General features: G+C 46.2%; 12 protein-coding genes. 6 read left to right on the forward strand and 6 right to left on the reverse strand.

Annotated elements, in window-relative coordinates; all coding sequences use genetic code 11:
- Nucleotides 1–277: 277 nt before the first annotated feature.
- From gatB to gatC, 3 genes are read right to left on the reverse strand one after another with little or no spacing between them, the layout of a single operon-like run.
- Entirely contained in the window at nucleotides 278–1,717 is a 1,440-nt protein-coding gene (gene gatB, locus J5I83_RS06885; protein WP_304054439.1) for an Asp-tRNA(Asn)/Glu-tRNA(Gln) amidotransferase subunit GatB, read from the reverse strand.
- A gap of 59 nt (nucleotides 1,718–1,776) precedes the next feature.
- Nucleotides 1,777–3,240 carry an Asp-tRNA(Asn)/Glu-tRNA(Gln) amidotransferase subunit GatA gene (gene gatA, locus J5I83_RS06890; RefSeq protein ID WP_304054423.1) on the reverse strand — a complete coding sequence of 488 codons (1,464 nt, stop codon included), beginning with the start codon at nucleotides 3,238–3,240 and terminating at the stop codon, nucleotides 1,777–1,779.
- 59 nt (nucleotides 3,241–3,299) lie between these two features.
- Nucleotides 3,300–3,587, reverse strand: coding sequence for an Asp-tRNA(Asn)/Glu-tRNA(Gln) amidotransferase subunit GatC (gene gatC / locus J5I83_RS06895; RefSeq protein WP_304054425.1), 288 nt, complete (start codon nucleotides 3,585–3,587; stop codon nucleotides 3,300–3,302).
- A 141-nt stretch (nucleotides 3,588–3,728) separates the two neighbouring features.
- Between gatC and J5I83_RS06900 the strand changes: the two genes are divergently transcribed.
- The 6 genes from J5I83_RS06900 to J5I83_RS06925 all read left to right on the forward strand — a co-directional run bounded on the left by J5I83_RS06900 (nucleotide 3,729) and on the right by J5I83_RS06925 (nucleotide 10,287).
- A complete protein-coding gene (locus tag J5I83_RS06900) occupies nucleotides 3,729–4,790 on the forward strand; it encodes a rod shape-determining protein (RefSeq protein WP_304054426.1) in 1,062 nt (353 codons plus the stop codon).
- Between the two features lie 69 nt (nucleotides 4,791–4,859).
- Nucleotides 4,860–5,762 carry a rod shape-determining protein MreC gene (gene mreC, locus J5I83_RS06905; RefSeq protein ID WP_304054427.1) on the forward strand — a complete coding sequence of 301 codons (903 nt, stop codon included), beginning with the start codon at nucleotides 4,860–4,862 and terminating at the stop codon, nucleotides 5,760–5,762.
- A complete protein-coding gene (mreD, locus tag J5I83_RS06910; protein WP_304054429.1) occupies nucleotides 5,752–6,270 on the forward strand; it encodes a rod shape-determining protein MreD in 519 nt (172 codons plus the stop codon). Before mreC ends, mreD begins: the two co-directional genes overlap by 11 nt.
- A complete protein-coding gene (gene mrdA, locus J5I83_RS06915; protein ID WP_304054431.1) occupies nucleotides 6,267–8,162 on the forward strand; it encodes a penicillin-binding protein 2 in 1,896 nt (631 codons plus the stop codon). Before mreD ends, mrdA begins: the two co-directional genes overlap by 4 nt.
- Before the next feature lie 90 nt (nucleotides 8,163–8,252).
- Nucleotides 8,253–9,356 (forward strand): rod shape-determining protein RodA, encoded by a 1,104-nt coding sequence (gene rodA, locus J5I83_RS06920; protein WP_304054433.1) that lies wholly within the window; start codon nucleotides 8,253–8,255, stop codon nucleotides 9,354–9,356.
- Between the two features lie 13 nt (nucleotides 9,357–9,369).
- Nucleotides 9,370–10,287 (forward strand): septal ring lytic transglycosylase RlpA family protein, encoded by a 918-nt coding sequence (locus tag J5I83_RS06925; protein ID WP_304054435.1) that lies wholly within the window; start codon nucleotides 9,370–9,372, stop codon nucleotides 10,285–10,287.
- A gap of 36 nt (nucleotides 10,288–10,323) precedes the next feature.
- On the opposite strand, the gene J5I83_RS06930 is transcribed toward J5I83_RS06925, so the two are convergent.
- The 3 genes from J5I83_RS06930 to J5I83_RS14525 form a co-directional block, all read right to left on the reverse strand.
- Nucleotides 10,324–12,783, reverse strand: coding sequence for a DNA internalization-related competence protein ComEC/Rec2 (locus tag J5I83_RS06930; RefSeq protein ID WP_369683401.1), 2,460 nt, complete (start codon nucleotides 12,781–12,783; stop codon nucleotides 10,324–10,326).
- A 771-nt stretch (nucleotides 12,784–13,554) separates the two neighbouring features.
- Nucleotides 13,555–13,761 carry a type II toxin-antitoxin system HicB family antitoxin gene (locus J5I83_RS06935; protein ID WP_304054437.1) on the reverse strand — a complete coding sequence of 69 codons (207 nt, stop codon included), beginning with the start codon at nucleotides 13,759–13,761 and terminating at the stop codon, nucleotides 13,555–13,557.
- Between the two features lie 206 nt (nucleotides 13,762–13,967).
- A complete protein-coding gene (locus J5I83_RS14525) occupies nucleotides 13,968–14,153 on the reverse strand; it encodes a type II toxin-antitoxin system HicA family toxin (protein ID WP_369683402.1) in 186 nt (61 codons plus the stop codon).
- Between the last annotated feature and the right edge of the window lie 70 nt (nucleotides 14,154–14,223).

Consider the following 14,223-nt stretch of genomic DNA (forward strand, 5'->3'; position numbering starts at 1 on the left):
CAAAAACGCGCCGCCGCCTGCGCAATGGTAAGTCCTTCCTTCTTGCGAACGGACAAAACTTTGCAGCGAAATGATGATGGATAAGTCATCTATGAATTGTAATCAATTTATTTGAGCTTTGCTATACCAATACAGGATGCATTTCATAGGGTGATAAAATGGATTGCTGCGAAATGCTTATTTTTTTGAATCCTGGCAGGTAATGACTTAACAGGAAACGATAACCAGATCGGTGGCAGGACATGTTCAGATAGCGCAAATAGTTGCTTTGGTAAATTTATTCCAGCAGCTTTTTCTTGAGTATCATATTGACTTGTCCCGGATTCGCCTTTCCTTTGGTGGCTTTCATGACCTGACCGACAAGCGAGTTAAAAGCTTTTTCTTTGCCGCCATGATAATCTGCCACTTGTTGTGGGTGAGCAGCAAGCACCTGATCAATCAGTTTTTCGATTTCGCCATCATCGGAAATTTGTTTGAGTCCTTTTGCAGCAATGATAGCATCGGCATTTCCGCTATGCTCGCCCTGCCACATACTATCAAAAACATCCTTGGCGCTTTTTCCTGAGATGGTGCCATCGCTAACGCGCATCAGTAATTCCGCCAGCTGCTTTGGCCCTACTGGACATTGGGTAATCTCAATATTCTCTTTATTGAGTCTGCCACTGACTTCACCCATAATCCAGTTGGCACAGAGTTTGGCTTGCGTAGGCAATTGCTTGACAGTATTCTCAAAATAATCCGCTATTTCTCTTGCCGCAGTCAGTACACTAGCATCATAAACCGTCAAACCAAAATCCTGGATATAACGATGCCGCCGTGCCTCAGGTAATTCGGGCAGCATCGCTCTAACCTGTTCAATCCATTCTCGGGATATCTCCAACGGTAGCAAATCAGGATCTGGGAAATAACGATAATCGTGCGCCTCCTCTTTGCTGCGCATGGTGCGGGTTTCATCGCGGCTAGCATCGTATAGGCGTGTTTCCTGCGTAATACTGCCGCCGTCCTCCAGGATTTCAATCTGCCTCCTCGCCTCAAAATCGATTGCTTTTTCGAGGAAACGAAACGAATTAAGATTCTTAATCTCACAACGCGTACCAAATGTTTCTGTTCCACGCGGCCGGACAGAGACGTTGGCATCACAGCGGAATGATCCCTCCTGCATGTTGCCATCACATATTCCAGTCCAGCGAACCAGAGTGTGCAGCGCCTTGGCATAAGCGACCGCTTCTGCGCTGCTGCGCATATCCGGCTCGGAAACAATTTCCAACAGAGGTGTGCCAGCCCGATTCAGGTCGATACCGCTCATGCCATGAAATTCTTCATGCAATGACTTACCAGCATCTTCTTCCAGATGTGCGCGTGTCAACCGCACTATCTTCTCGCTATCACCTACCTGAATCTTGACGCTGCCCCCCTGCACGATAGGCAGCTCAAACTGACTGATTTGATAGCCTTTTGGTAAATCAGGGTAAAAGTAATTTTTGCGTGCAAAGATAGAAGGCGAATTAATTTTTGCCCCAATTGCCAGGCCAAACTTAATTGCGCGCTCAACAGCGCCATAATTCAAAACCGGTAATACTCCGGGCAACGCAATATCGACCGCACACGCCTGCGTGTTGGGCTGCGCTCCATAGGCTGTAGAAGCGCCTGAGAATATTTTTGATTGTGTCGAGAGTTGAGCATGAATCTCAAGACCGATGACGATTTCCCACTGCATGTTCAAAAAACCCCTCTTACTTCTGAAATACCCGATAAATCATAAATAATTATTATTTGCTAAACTTCCAGCAGACCTGCAGGCACACGCAGATGCCAGTCTGTTACTTGCTGATACCGGTGCGTAATATTTAACATTTGAGCTTCTCTGAAGTAATTGCCAATGATATGCAGTCCTACCGGCCTATTCTTATCACCAAACCCGACGGGAATTGACATCGCCGGCAAGCCAGCCAGATTCGCTGCGCTGGTATAAATATCCGATAAATACATCTGAATCGGATCGCTGCTTTTTTCTCCGAGATTAAAGGCAACTGCAGGTGTAGTCGGCCCCATGATGACATCGCATTGCTTAAATGCGTCCGTAAAATCGTTTGCGATCAAACGGCGCAGTTTCTGCGCCTGCAGATAGTAAGCATCGTAATAACCATGGGAAAGCACATAAGTACCAATCAGGATACGGCGCTTAACTTCCGCGCCAAAGCCTTGAGCCCGGGTTTTTTTATACATATCTTCAAGATCAGTATATTGCTCAGCACGATAACCATAACGGACACCATCAAAGCGGGAAAGATTACTGGATGCTTCTGCCGGGGCTAAAACATAATAGACCGGAATGGAAAGTCTCGCATTGGGCAAGGAAATCTCAACAATGGTCGCGCCTAACTTACGATACTCTGCAATGGCAGCTTCCACGGCACTGGCCACATCATTACTCATTCCTTTTGCAAAGTACTCCCGAGGTAAGCCGATACGCAACTGCCCCAGCGGTTTTTCCAGATCATGCGCGTAATCCTCTGGCTCACGCTGGATGCTGGTTGAATCGCGGGTATCGAACCCTGCCATAACATTCAACAAAAGTGCTAGGTCCTCAGCCGACTTAGCCATAGGCCCTGCTTGATCCAGGCTGGAAGCAAACGCAATCATGCCATAACGAGAAACCAATCCATACGTTGGTTTGATGCCCGAGATACCGCATAGTGCCGCCGGCTGGCGGATGGAACCGCCCGTATCCGTACCTGTCGCAGCGGGGGCCATGCGCGCAGCAATTGCACAAGCCGAACCACCAGAACTTCCACCCGGTACCGCCAGGCTATCCCACGGATTTTTGACAGGCCCATAATAGGAAGTCTCATTACTGGACCCCATGGCAAACTCATCCATATTGGTCTTACCGATATTAACCGCTCCGACTTGATTAAAGCGTTCGATTACCGTCGCATCATAGGGAGAGATAAAATTGGAAAGCATTTTCGAACCACACGTCGTTAACCATTCCTTGGCACAAAAAATATCTTTTTGTGCTACAGGAATACCTGTGAGAGGATGGGCCTCTCCCGCTGCAATCATGTTGTCGGCAGCTTGCGCTTGAGCAAGACTCATCTCTTCATTGAGGGTAATAAAAGCGTTTAACTCTTGATTAAGCGTTTTAATGTGTTTAAGAAACTCTTTGGTCAGCTCTACGCTGGAAATTTTTCTTTGCAAAAGTTGTGTGGCGAGCTGCTTGAGACTAGCGTTCAGCATGAGGGTTAAGAATGGTGAATTACAAAAATTAACTGAAAGAAGGAAGCGTGTTTCTGCTTTTACTCGATCACTTTAGGAACCAAATAAAGCCCCGCCTCTACCTGTGGTGCGATAGCTTGAAATAACATATGTTGATCAGATTCAGTAACGACATCTTCACGCAAGCGCTGTATCATATCTTGCGCATGACTCATAGGTTCAATATTGGATGTCTCTATCGCCTGCATTTGTTCGATCAGGTCAAAAATACCAGATAATTGCATCAGCACCTGTTGTGCCTCATCCTCACTGATTTCGATACGAGCAAGATTAGCTACACGTTTTACATCATCTAATGATAGGGTCATTTGCTGTCAAGAGCTTTATATTCAAACACGTAATAGAGTATCATGACATGTCTAATGAGCGCATGCTTTTTGTACATTCTACTTACTACTAAACCGCTTCTTTATTTCTGAATCTGTCTTCATTAATGGGATTTTGCCATCATGTTTAACCTCCTGAACAATAACTTTCTAGGAAATTATTTCTCAACAGATATGGCCGTTGATTTAGGTACTGCCAATACACTGATTCATGTTCGTGGTCACGGTATCGTACTGAACGAACCATCTGTCGTTGCAATCAGGCAAGAAGGAGGATCCGGCGGCAAGAAAATGATCCAGCAAGTTGGACTGGCAGCAAAGCAAATGCTTGGCCGGACACCTGGTAACATTACCGCAATTCGCCCGATGAAGGATGGTGTCATTGCTGATTTCACGGTAACTGAGCAAATGCTGAAACAATTCATCAGAAAGGTAAATCCTCCCCGCCTGTTTTCTGCTAACCCGCGTATTGTTATTTCTGTTCCTTGCGGTTCAACTCAAGTGGAGCGGCGCGCAATTCGTGAGGCTGCCTTTGGCGCAGGCGCACGTAAAGTAGAACTCATAGAAGAACCAATGGCTGCTGCCATCGGGGCCGATTTACCCGTTGAAAAACCGACAGGCTCAATGGTAGTTGACATAGGAGGCGGTACGACTGAAGTTGCGGTAATTTCTCTGGGGGGTATTGTTTATTCAAATTCAGTACGTGTGGGAGGTGACAAATTTGATGAAGCCATCATCAATTATATTCGTCGCAATTACGGCATGATGATTGGTGAAACCACGGCCGAGATCATCAAGACACAAATAGGTTCGGCTTATCCAGCTTCGGAAGTGCGTGAAATTGAGGTCAAAGGACGGAATTTAGCAGAAGGTATTCCGCGTAGTTTTACCATTTCCAGTAATGAGATTCTGGAAGCACTGTCGGAACCATTGAACAATATTGTCAGTGCGGTTAAAACTGCATTGGAGCATACTCCGCCAGAACTTGGTTCCGACATTGCCGAAATGGGGATGGTGATGACAGGAGGCGGCGCACTACTGCGTGATATTGATCGTCTCTTGATGGAGGAAACAGGTTTATCTGTTATTGTGGCAGATGATCCCCTCTCCTGTGTAGTACGGGGAGCTGGGATCGCCCTCGAAAATATCGATCGATCCATCGGTATTTTTGCTCGCGAATTTTGAGCTGATTCCGGTCTCTTACCATGGGTTACTCACATAACCGAGTAATGAAATTTTAACATCTAAAATGTAATGGAAACGGTTCCGCAATTTTTCAGGGTTGGTCCGAGTCCACAGGTACGATTATTTTTTTTTGCATTGCTATCCATTCTCCTGATGGTAGTGGATACCCGCTTCAGTTCCTTTTTCGGAATACGTCAGACTGTTGGCATGATCATTTACCCTCTGCAAAAATTAGCCTATGCACCAATGAGCTTGTATGATCAGGTAGAAGAGTTATTAGATGATTTGCAGTTAACAAAAGAAATTGCTTATCTCAGGCAGCAATATTTCTTTAATCAGCAAAAACTCTTCCGCTTACAAATGCTGGAAGAAGAAAATGCCCAACTGCGTCAATTGCTGAATGCTGCCCAGCAAACAGAAGCCAAAGCGATTATGGCAGATATCTTATATGTCCCACGCGATCCCTTTAATCGCAAGGTAACGCTCAACAAGGGAAGTACCAGCGGGGTTACAGCCGGTCAAGTAGTGGTCGATGATTTAGGTGTCGTCGGACAAATAACACAGGTTCATCCTTGGTTAGCCGAGGTTACGCTGATCACTGATAAAGATCATTCCGTTCCTGTACAAGTTGCTCGTAATGGCTTACGTTCGGTCGTTTCTGGCGCTGGCAAAAATAATGAACTAGAACTGCGTTATTTGTCGGTCAACGCGGATATTGAACAAGATGATTTACTGATTACCTCTGGGATTGGCGGCGTTTATCCGCCCGGCCTGCCTGTAGCGCGCGTAACCAATATTGAGCATGATCGCTCACGTGATTTTGCACACATCACCTGCATACCTATTGCAGGTGTGAACAGAAACAGGCAGGTATTGATACTTTCCTTATCATCGCCCGTGCCTGCGCTGCCTGAAGAAGAGCCAAGGAATACTGTGCAGCAAGGAAAGCAAAGAAAAAACCATGCCCAATGATTACCTTAGTGAGGAGCTCGCGCTGGAAGTAAAAAGCAGCTTCATCTTTTTCAGTCTGTTCAGTGCGCTCCTATTTAACCTGCTGCCTCTACAAGAAATCATCTTGTTACTTCGCCCAGATTTTGTCGCAATTACGCTGCTCTATTGGAGTGTCAATCAGCCACAACGTATCGGCATGAGTCTTGCCTTTATAGCGGGTTTAGTCATGGATGTCAGCAACAGCAGCATTCTCGGTCAACATGCATTGGCTTATTGCCTGATCACTTTTTTTGGGATGATCTTGCATCGACGCCTACGCTTATTTAGTGTCTTTCAACAAGCTCCCCAAATTTTCTGGGTGCTGCTCATAGCTCAATTTGCTGCACTTTTAACGGGTATGCTGGGGGGTACTTATCTGCCGGATTGGCATTATTTTCTGCCTAGTGCCACGGGTGCATTATTGTGGCCAGTAATTTCATTCTTGCTGGGCATTCCTCAAAAGCCGAAGTGCGATTCTGACGAACTATGAATCATGGAATTGAGCTTCGTAATCACTTACGTGAATTACGTCATTTCCACATCAGACTTACCATCAGCGCAGGCTTTGTCGTGCTGTTATTTTGCTTATTGCTTGCTCGTTTTTTTTACCTGCAGGTACTGCGCGGAGAACACTACACAACACTGGCAGAAGCTAATCGGATCTCCATTGTGCCACTGGTGCCAAACCGGGGACTGATATTTGATCGCAATGGTGAGATTCTGGCGGAAAACCACACAACTTACGCATTGGAAATTGTGCCGGATAAAGTTACCAACCTGGAAGTAGCCATAGATGAATTAGCCACCGTGATTGAAATTACAGCGGAGGATCGTCAGCGATTCAATAAGCTAAGACGGGAGAACACACGCTTTCAAAGCTTACCCATTCGTACACGCTTATCAGATGTGGAAGTAGCCAGCTTTGCCGCCAATCACTACCGGTTTCCTGGAATGGAAATTAAAGCACGGCTACTTCGTCACTATCCTCACGCTGAGCTTTTATCGCATGTGATTGGCTATATTGGTCGTATCAGCGACAAGGATCTCGAACAACTGGAAAACAATAATGAGCTGGAAAACTATCGAGGTTCCTTGCATATAGGAAGAACAGGCATTGAACAAAGCTATGAGAGAGAATTACACGGCGTAACCGGCTTTGAAGAAGCCGAAACTGATGTAGCAGGCCGACATGTCAGAACACTATCCCATACCCCGCCTGTGGCTGGCAATGATTTAGTCCTCTCTCTTGATCTCAAGTTACAACAGGCAGCAGAAAGCGCATTTGGTGATTACCGGGGGGCACTGGTGGCAATGGATCCGACAAATGGCGAAATTCTCGCCTTTGTCAGTAAACCTGGATTTGATCCCAATCTGTTTGTAGATGGCATCGATCACTTGAACTGGCGCTTACTCAATGAATCCATAGACAAACCACTCAATAATCGTGCCCTTAGAGGCGTATATCCGCCTGGCTCTACCTTTAAACCATTCATGGCATTAGCTGGTTTGGAATTAGGTAAACGGACTTTCCAGTACGCGATTAATGATCCAGGTTACTTTAGTCTGCCTGGTAGTCAACACCGTTTCCGGGATTGGAAACCTGGCGGACATGGCAAAGTTGATCTCCACAAATCACTCGTCATTTCCTGTGACACCTATTACTACATGCTTGCCAATGATCTGGGAATAACCAATATGTTCAATTTTATCAGTCAGTTTGGATTTGGCAGAAAAACCGGCATCGATATTCCGGGCGAAGTAGCTGGATTACTCCCTTCACCAGAATGGAAAATGAAGCGATTCAAGCAGAGTTGGTTTCCTGGCGACACGATTTCAGTAGGAATCGGTCAAGGTTATAATCTGGCCACCCCCCTTCAACTGACCTTCGCCACCATGATACTTGCTAATAATGGCACCGCTTATCGTCCACATTTTGTGAAACAGATTCAAAATAGCATAACTGGCCGCTCATTCGAGAAAAAAAATAATCAGATGTACACGCTTGATTTAAAGAAAGAAAATCTGATGCGTGTCAACAATGCGTTGGCCGGTGTGACACGCCCTGGCGGAACAGCTGCGCGCGCAGGTGCAAATGCCGCTTATACTTTTGCCGGTAAAACAGGCACTTCACAAGTAATTAATATCAAACAAGGTGAACGTTACGTTGCCAGCAAAATACAAGAACGCCACCGTGACCATGCGTTATTCACCGCTTATGCACCAGCAGAAGATCCAAAAATCATAATGACGGTTTTAGTTGAGAATGGTGGTTCTGGCGGCTCGACTGCTGCACCCATTGCGCGTCAGGTATTGGATTATTTCTTTCTCGGAAAGACACCTGAACCCCTGCTTACTGCAAATATAAACAATCGACCGCATTAGGAAAAGTCAGTTAATGTTTTAACTTGATTCTGCCGTTTTTTTGATGTCTCGTTTCTTTCGATCAACATAGGTATTAATGATTAAGTTGTTATGATTGAGTTCAAGCAGCTATGGCATTATTTCACTCGCTATATCGATAATTTCCTGTTAGGCGGAATCTTTCTGTTGATGCTGATTGGACTCGTCGTGCTCTATAGTGCTAGCGGCGGGAGTTTAAGCCGGGTCAGCGGTCAAATCTTAAACATGATCGCAGCGCTTGCGGTTATGTGGTTAGTAACCAACGTTCCGCTGCAGCAAATTATGCGCCTTGCCTTACCATTGTATATAGCAGGGATCACTCTACTGATCGGCGTTGCCTTGTTTGGTGAAATACAAAATGGTGCGCGACGCTGGTTAAACATAGGAATCACCAGAATTCAACCTTCTGAGCTGTTAAAAATTGCTGTTCCTCTCATGATGGCTTGGTATTTCGATAAATCTGAAATAACCTTGCGTTTACGTGATTATGCCGGTGCAACTTTGATTTTACTATTACCGGTCATATTGATTGCACGCCAGCCTGACCTGGGAACAGCTTTATTGATTTCAACAAGTGGTTTTTATGTACTCTACTTTGCTGGTTTATCCTGGCGAGTCATGGCTGGTTTGTTAGTGACTGCTGGAAGTGTATTGCCATTATTCTGGTCATTCGCCATGCATGACTATCAACGCAAGCGCGTTTTAACCATGTTTGATCCTTCACAAGACCCATTAGGAGCAGGTTACCACACCATACAATCCAGTATTGCCATCGGTTCTGGCGGTATTGCCGGCAAAGGATGGCAAAAAGGAACGCAATCTCAGCTGGATTTTCTACCCGAACAAAGCACCGATTTTATTTTTGCGGTATTCTCAGAGGAATTTGGTTTAATCGGTAATGGTTTGTTATTATTGTTATATTTAGCAGTGATCGGACGCTGTATGATTATTACAGCCAATGCACCGACACAGTTTACTCGCCTCGTTGCCGGTTCGATCACATTGACGTTCTTTACCTATGTTTTCGTCAATATGGGGATGGTCAGCGGTATCCTACCCGTAGTGGGTGTGCCCCTGCCCTTGATCAGCTATGGAGGAACCTCTCTGGTAACGATGCTATTGGGTTTTGGTATTTTGATGAGTATACAAACCCACCCTAAACTAGTAAAAACATAAGGATGGTATACCCATGTTTACACACACACTTCATTTTCTTTCCATTCGCTGGGTAGCTTGTGTTACTTTTTTAATATCCATCATCGTACTGATCACACTAGTTGGTTGTAGCAGCACATCCCGCCATGCCGGGTCACGAGAAAAAAACGCTACTACTGCATCAGTATTCTTAGCAAAAATCAAAGGGGGGGGCTATTACCTTGATGACGGCCCACCCGACAATCCACCAGCCAACCTGGATTCTATCCCAGATGCCATTCCACGCATCGAACCCTTAAGGACTGCCAACATGCGCCCTTATGATGCTTTAGGGCAAACATTTACCCCCATGACATCACTCACTCCTTACAGAGAGCGAGGTATCGCCTCTTGGTATGGGCGTCGTTACCATGGCAAACAAACTGCTTCTGGAGAAGTGTATGACATGTATGCCATGACCGCCGCTCATCCAACTTTGCCCATTCCCAGTTATGCCCGGGTTACTAATCTTAATAATGGCAAATCGATCGTCGTGCGCATTAATGATCGAGGCCCCTTTCTGGCAAATCGAGTAGTTGATCTTTCCTATACTGCAGCATACAAGCTGGATATACTGGCAAATGGCAGCACCCCCGTGGTGGTTGAAACCATCATTCCGGGCGTCGCTTCGTCTCCTCCAATGGAAAAAATCATGCCTTCCCGACGATCGAACTCGCAAAACAATAATATCTACCTGCAGCTCGCTGCATTTGGTTCTGCCAGCAATGCTCACAACTTTCTTGCACAAATACGCTCGGAACTGCCTTCAATCACGCATCAAACTGACATCACTAATGAAGGCGGACTGTACAAAATCCGTACTGGCCCCTATCTAAGCGAGATCTCCGCCAGAAAAAGTGCTGAAGAAATTACCCAGCGTATTGCTATCAGACCAATATTAACGGCGCATTAATCTGTGAGAAAGAAAACAGCGCTGCTGAGGATACTTTCAGCGATCATGCCAGTAACGACGAGTAATCTCGCGCCAACTGCTCACTGTCATACCTTCGCCTTTAAACTGTAACAACACCGCCCCATCACGGTCACTGTACATCAGCTGACTTCCCACGTCCCGATATCGTGCAACGACTTGCTCGCTTGGATGCCCAAAGCGGTTACGATAACCAACAGTAAATATCGTGAGCCTGGGATTGACTTGGCGTATAAATGCTTCCGTCGAAGAAGTCTTGCTGCCATGATGGGGCGCAATCAGAACCGTTGCGGCAAGCTGCCGGCTGGCACGCACCAGCAAGGCTTGTTCTGAGTCCTTCTCGATATCGGCCGGCAATAGCACGCTGCCATGACGGGTAGTAATCTTCAATACGCAACTCGCTTCATTCGTTTTCCGCTTAAGGCGATCATGGCTGTACGTTAACGGATGCAGCACCTCAAAATGAACACCATCCCACTGCCATGATTCACCGGCAGAGCATGGTCTGCCATTGCTAACAGCCTGCTGAATTGGATGATCAGGAGTTAGCGACGACAGCAATGATTTCACTGGTATTGCTGCCAGCACCGACAAAGCACCGCCGCTATGATCCAAGTCTGCATGCGATATCATCATGAGATCCAGTTGCTTGATACCCTCGCCGCGTAAAAATGGCATGATAATACGCTCGCCGCTATCAGTTTCTCCAAAGCTGGGCCCGGCATCGTATAACAGCGTATGATGCTCGGTACGCGCCACTACCGCTAATCCTTGACCGACATCCAGGACGGTCAACCACAACTCACCTGCTGCCGGTTTGGGTGGAACAACCACAAATAGTGGTAATAATGCCACCACTCCAAGCCAGCAGGCAGGGAAACCCGAGAAAATCCCTAAATTCGATCCACCTGGCAGAAACAACCAGGCTATACCTGCAATACCTACCACTACCGTCCATACCGGCGGGGCATGCTGCTGCCAGACAACCTGAGGAGTTTCACTTAGCCACGCCAGCAATACCATACCACCACTCAAGATCTCATGGGCAGGCAATAGCAGAAAATCAAATAACGGCAAAATTGCCAGTAATGTCAGTGGAACCACCGCCAGGCTGACCAACGGAATTGCGATTGCATTCGCTAGCGGTGCAATCAGCGATACTTGCTGAAACATGAGCAGCAGCAAAGGGCCCAATCCCAAAGTAATCACCCATTGCACTCTAATCCAACTGTTTATGGCGTTCATCCTGCCAATACGGCCAAATATTACTAACGTAATCAGTGCAAGCGCACCAAACGATAACCAGAAGCCAGGAGACATTACTGCCCATGGATCAAATAGCACCACGATCAATAACGCCCATATCAGCACAGCTGGCATCGGCACTCTGCGATCACTCCAAAGTGCAATAGCCATGATTGCCAGCATCAGAAAGGTCCGTCTGGTGGGTACAGCAAAACCAGCTAATAACGCATAACCCAGTGCCACTAAAACACCTGCGGCAATAGCCATTTTGCGCGCTGGCAGCAAAAAGGTTAACCGCGAGCTTCGCCGCCACAGCCAATAAACAAACCCAAAAACCATACCTGACACCATCGTCACATGAAGTCCAGAGATTGACATAAGATGATTGGTGCCGGTACGTGTGAAAATTTGCCACTGCTCGCGAGGGATAGCCTGCTGATCTCCTACGGCCAGGGCTATTTGAATACCCGCATAGGAATGATCTGCTAATACATGGGTAAACCGTGTGCGAATCTGCTGGCGGGCGTACTCAATCAAATAACTGGGATGATTAACCCACTCATCCAAGCGTACATTGTTTTCTGATAGGCGAACATAACCCATAGCACGGATATTGCGTTCCATCGCTTTTGCCTCAAAGTCGGAGCCATGCGGATTAACATTGCTATAGGGGCGCTTTAGCCGTACTGTCAGCTGCCAGCGCTCACCCACATTGACTTGAGGGAATGCATCACTGATTTCCTCATGCTTCCCTCGCATTTTATACCACCTCAGTAAGATAGATGCAGGCACCACGGCTTCTGCTGTCACTACCTGTTCGACATCGAAGTGGAAGCGTACAGCGCGGTCATTCATTTGCGGAAGCTCTGCAATAACACCGATTAGCTCGATATCGCGGCTTTCCCATTCATGAGGTAAGACATCGGCCATACGCCAATGCGCCAGTATGGCTGCCCAGAAAAAGCCCAATCCTATAAAAAAGCAAACTACAAAAATTCTACGAACAATGCTAAGCACCGCCGAGAAATAGTAAGTGCAGGAACCTAATGCTAACGCAATAGGTAATAGAATTATTGCCCACCGCATATCGGGCAATTCGGCCTGGAGTTGTAGTAAGCAAGACCCCGCCACAAAGGCTAGGTTATAGATAAGTATCGGCAATTTCTGAGATGACTGTCGAATAAAAAGATAGGGATTGATTGCAATCAGCACACGCTTGCTAAATAAGCTCAATGCTTTTTATATACGACGATAAATTTTAGAGACTAAGCAAATTAGCATCGGCTCCCAGATCGAGTTCCGCGTAACTCTGAATAGCACAGGATAAATTTGAAAATAATTAATGAACAAATTTCCCTGTTGGGATATTTTTTTTCATTGACGAATTAAAAACAAGGGTGTACGACTACAACTATCTGTAAGGGGGAAGAATGGAATAACAGCAAAACAGCAGCGCCGTTTGGTCATCATTACTCTACGCGACCAGACCATCGGCGCAAAGTCAGTATCTTCTGCTTTATGTGAAATCTTTCGCCGCGCCGATTACCCGCTAGACGGACAGAGAACTGGTTAAGTATTCCAGATTGATATTTTTATCACTAAATTTTCGGAGTTCATTAAATCATTGCAGCTAGATAAATGACAGGTGGCAGCGTTAGACGCATACGTTGTAAAAGCGTTAGAAGGAAAAAAAAGGAAGCTCCCTTTTTTGCTTTTTTGTCAGTCATCCCCCTTTTCCCTATAGAGGTAACGTCCCCTTTTTCTTCCCAGATCGTGACTTGCTTCGTGATCACGATCTAATCTTATTCGTTGGGCAACGCTATGGCTGAGAAACATCAAGATCCTTGCAGATACGCCGGGTTAGATGTTCATTGATTTTCGTGTGGCGCGGGATGGTAGTCAACTTGCCGGCAACCCGATTCACATATACCGATTGTCGACCACCTTCTCAGAGTAGTTCGCATCCGCAACGCTCTAAGTGTCTTACCAAATCACGCCGTTTCTTTATGCGTCTGCAACGATCCGTTCTTTGACAACTTGGCGACCCTGAATCGACTCTTCTGCGAGCACTCGATTGGCTTTCAGAACTAATTCAATAGCCTCACGAAGATTTTCCCGAGCTTCTTCCAGTGTAGTTCCCTGCCCAGGGGGGTCAGGACTATACTTTATACATACCTCAGGTAAAGTAAAGGACTGGCTTTTGATCGCCATTAGCAGTTCATGGTGTATATTGCCGCACTGGTGATGTTACACACTCATTCTTGAGGTTTGCTTAAATACAGCAGACCTCACAGCCCCCGAGATTCGAAAAGATATTTTCATAGAGAATGAAGTGATTTAGAATCGGGCTTGCCCAACAACGGGTTCAAATTGTGGCTCGCTCCGCTCTCACAATCTAACCTTATTCGTTAGGCCAATCACTTGCCTTTGAGCCCCAACTGCTTTCTGATAAGCTCACAAAGACCCTCCTTAATTTCCGGATGCCGTGGTACCGGAGCTTGTTTGCCGTTCCGTGGGTTTATATAGAGATCATACTTCCTTCCATAGCGCTTCAAGTAACAACCTGCATCAACCAGCTCTCGAATAAAATTCCCTCGTTTCACACGACATCCACAGCAATATCTTTAGTTTTTACTCCTGGATGAACAATAGGAGTTTCTTCTTCAATCATCA

This window comes from Nitrosomonas communis, assembly GCF_024102715.1.
In the GTDB taxonomy this organism is placed as follows: Bacteria; Pseudomonadota; Gammaproteobacteria; order Burkholderiales; family Nitrosomonadaceae; genus Nitrosomonas; species Nitrosomonas communis_B.

Excerpts from the sequence above, each read along its gene's own strand:
- mrdA (WP_304054431.1), top strand. The coding sequence starts at position 6,267 with ATGAATCATGGAATTGAGCTTCGTAATCACTTACGTGAATTACGTCAT.
- gatB (WP_304054439.1), bottom strand. The coding sequence starts at position 1,717 with ATGCAGTGGGAAATCGTCATCGGTCTTGAGATTCATGCTCAACTCTCG.
- J5I83_RS06925 (WP_304054435.1), top strand. The coding sequence starts at position 9,370 with ATGTTTACACACACACTTCATTTTCTTTCCATTCGCTGGGTAGCTTGT.
- rodA (WP_304054433.1), top strand. The coding sequence starts at position 8,253 with ATGATTGAGTTCAAGCAGCTATGGCATTATTTCACTCGCTATATCGAT.
- J5I83_RS06900 (WP_304054426.1), top strand. The coding sequence starts at position 3,729 with ATGTTTAACCTCCTGAACAATAACTTTCTAGGAAATTATTTCTCAACA.
- gatA (WP_304054423.1), bottom strand. The coding sequence starts at position 3,240 with ATGCTGAACGCTAGTCTCAAGCAGCTCGCCACACAACTTTTGCAAAGA.
- mreC (WP_304054427.1), top strand. The coding sequence starts at position 4,860 with ATGGAAACGGTTCCGCAATTTTTCAGGGTTGGTCCGAGTCCACAGGTA.
- mreD (WP_304054429.1), top strand. The coding sequence starts at position 5,752 with ATGCCCAATGATTACCTTAGTGAGGAGCTCGCGCTGGAAGTAAAAAGC.
- J5I83_RS06935 (WP_304054437.1), bottom strand. The coding sequence starts at position 13,761 with ATGGCGATCAAAAGCCAGTCCTTTACTTTACCTGAGGTATGTATAAAG.
- gatC (WP_304054425.1), bottom strand. The coding sequence starts at position 3,587 with ATGACCCTATCATTAGATGATGTAAAACGTGTAGCTAATCTTGCTCGT.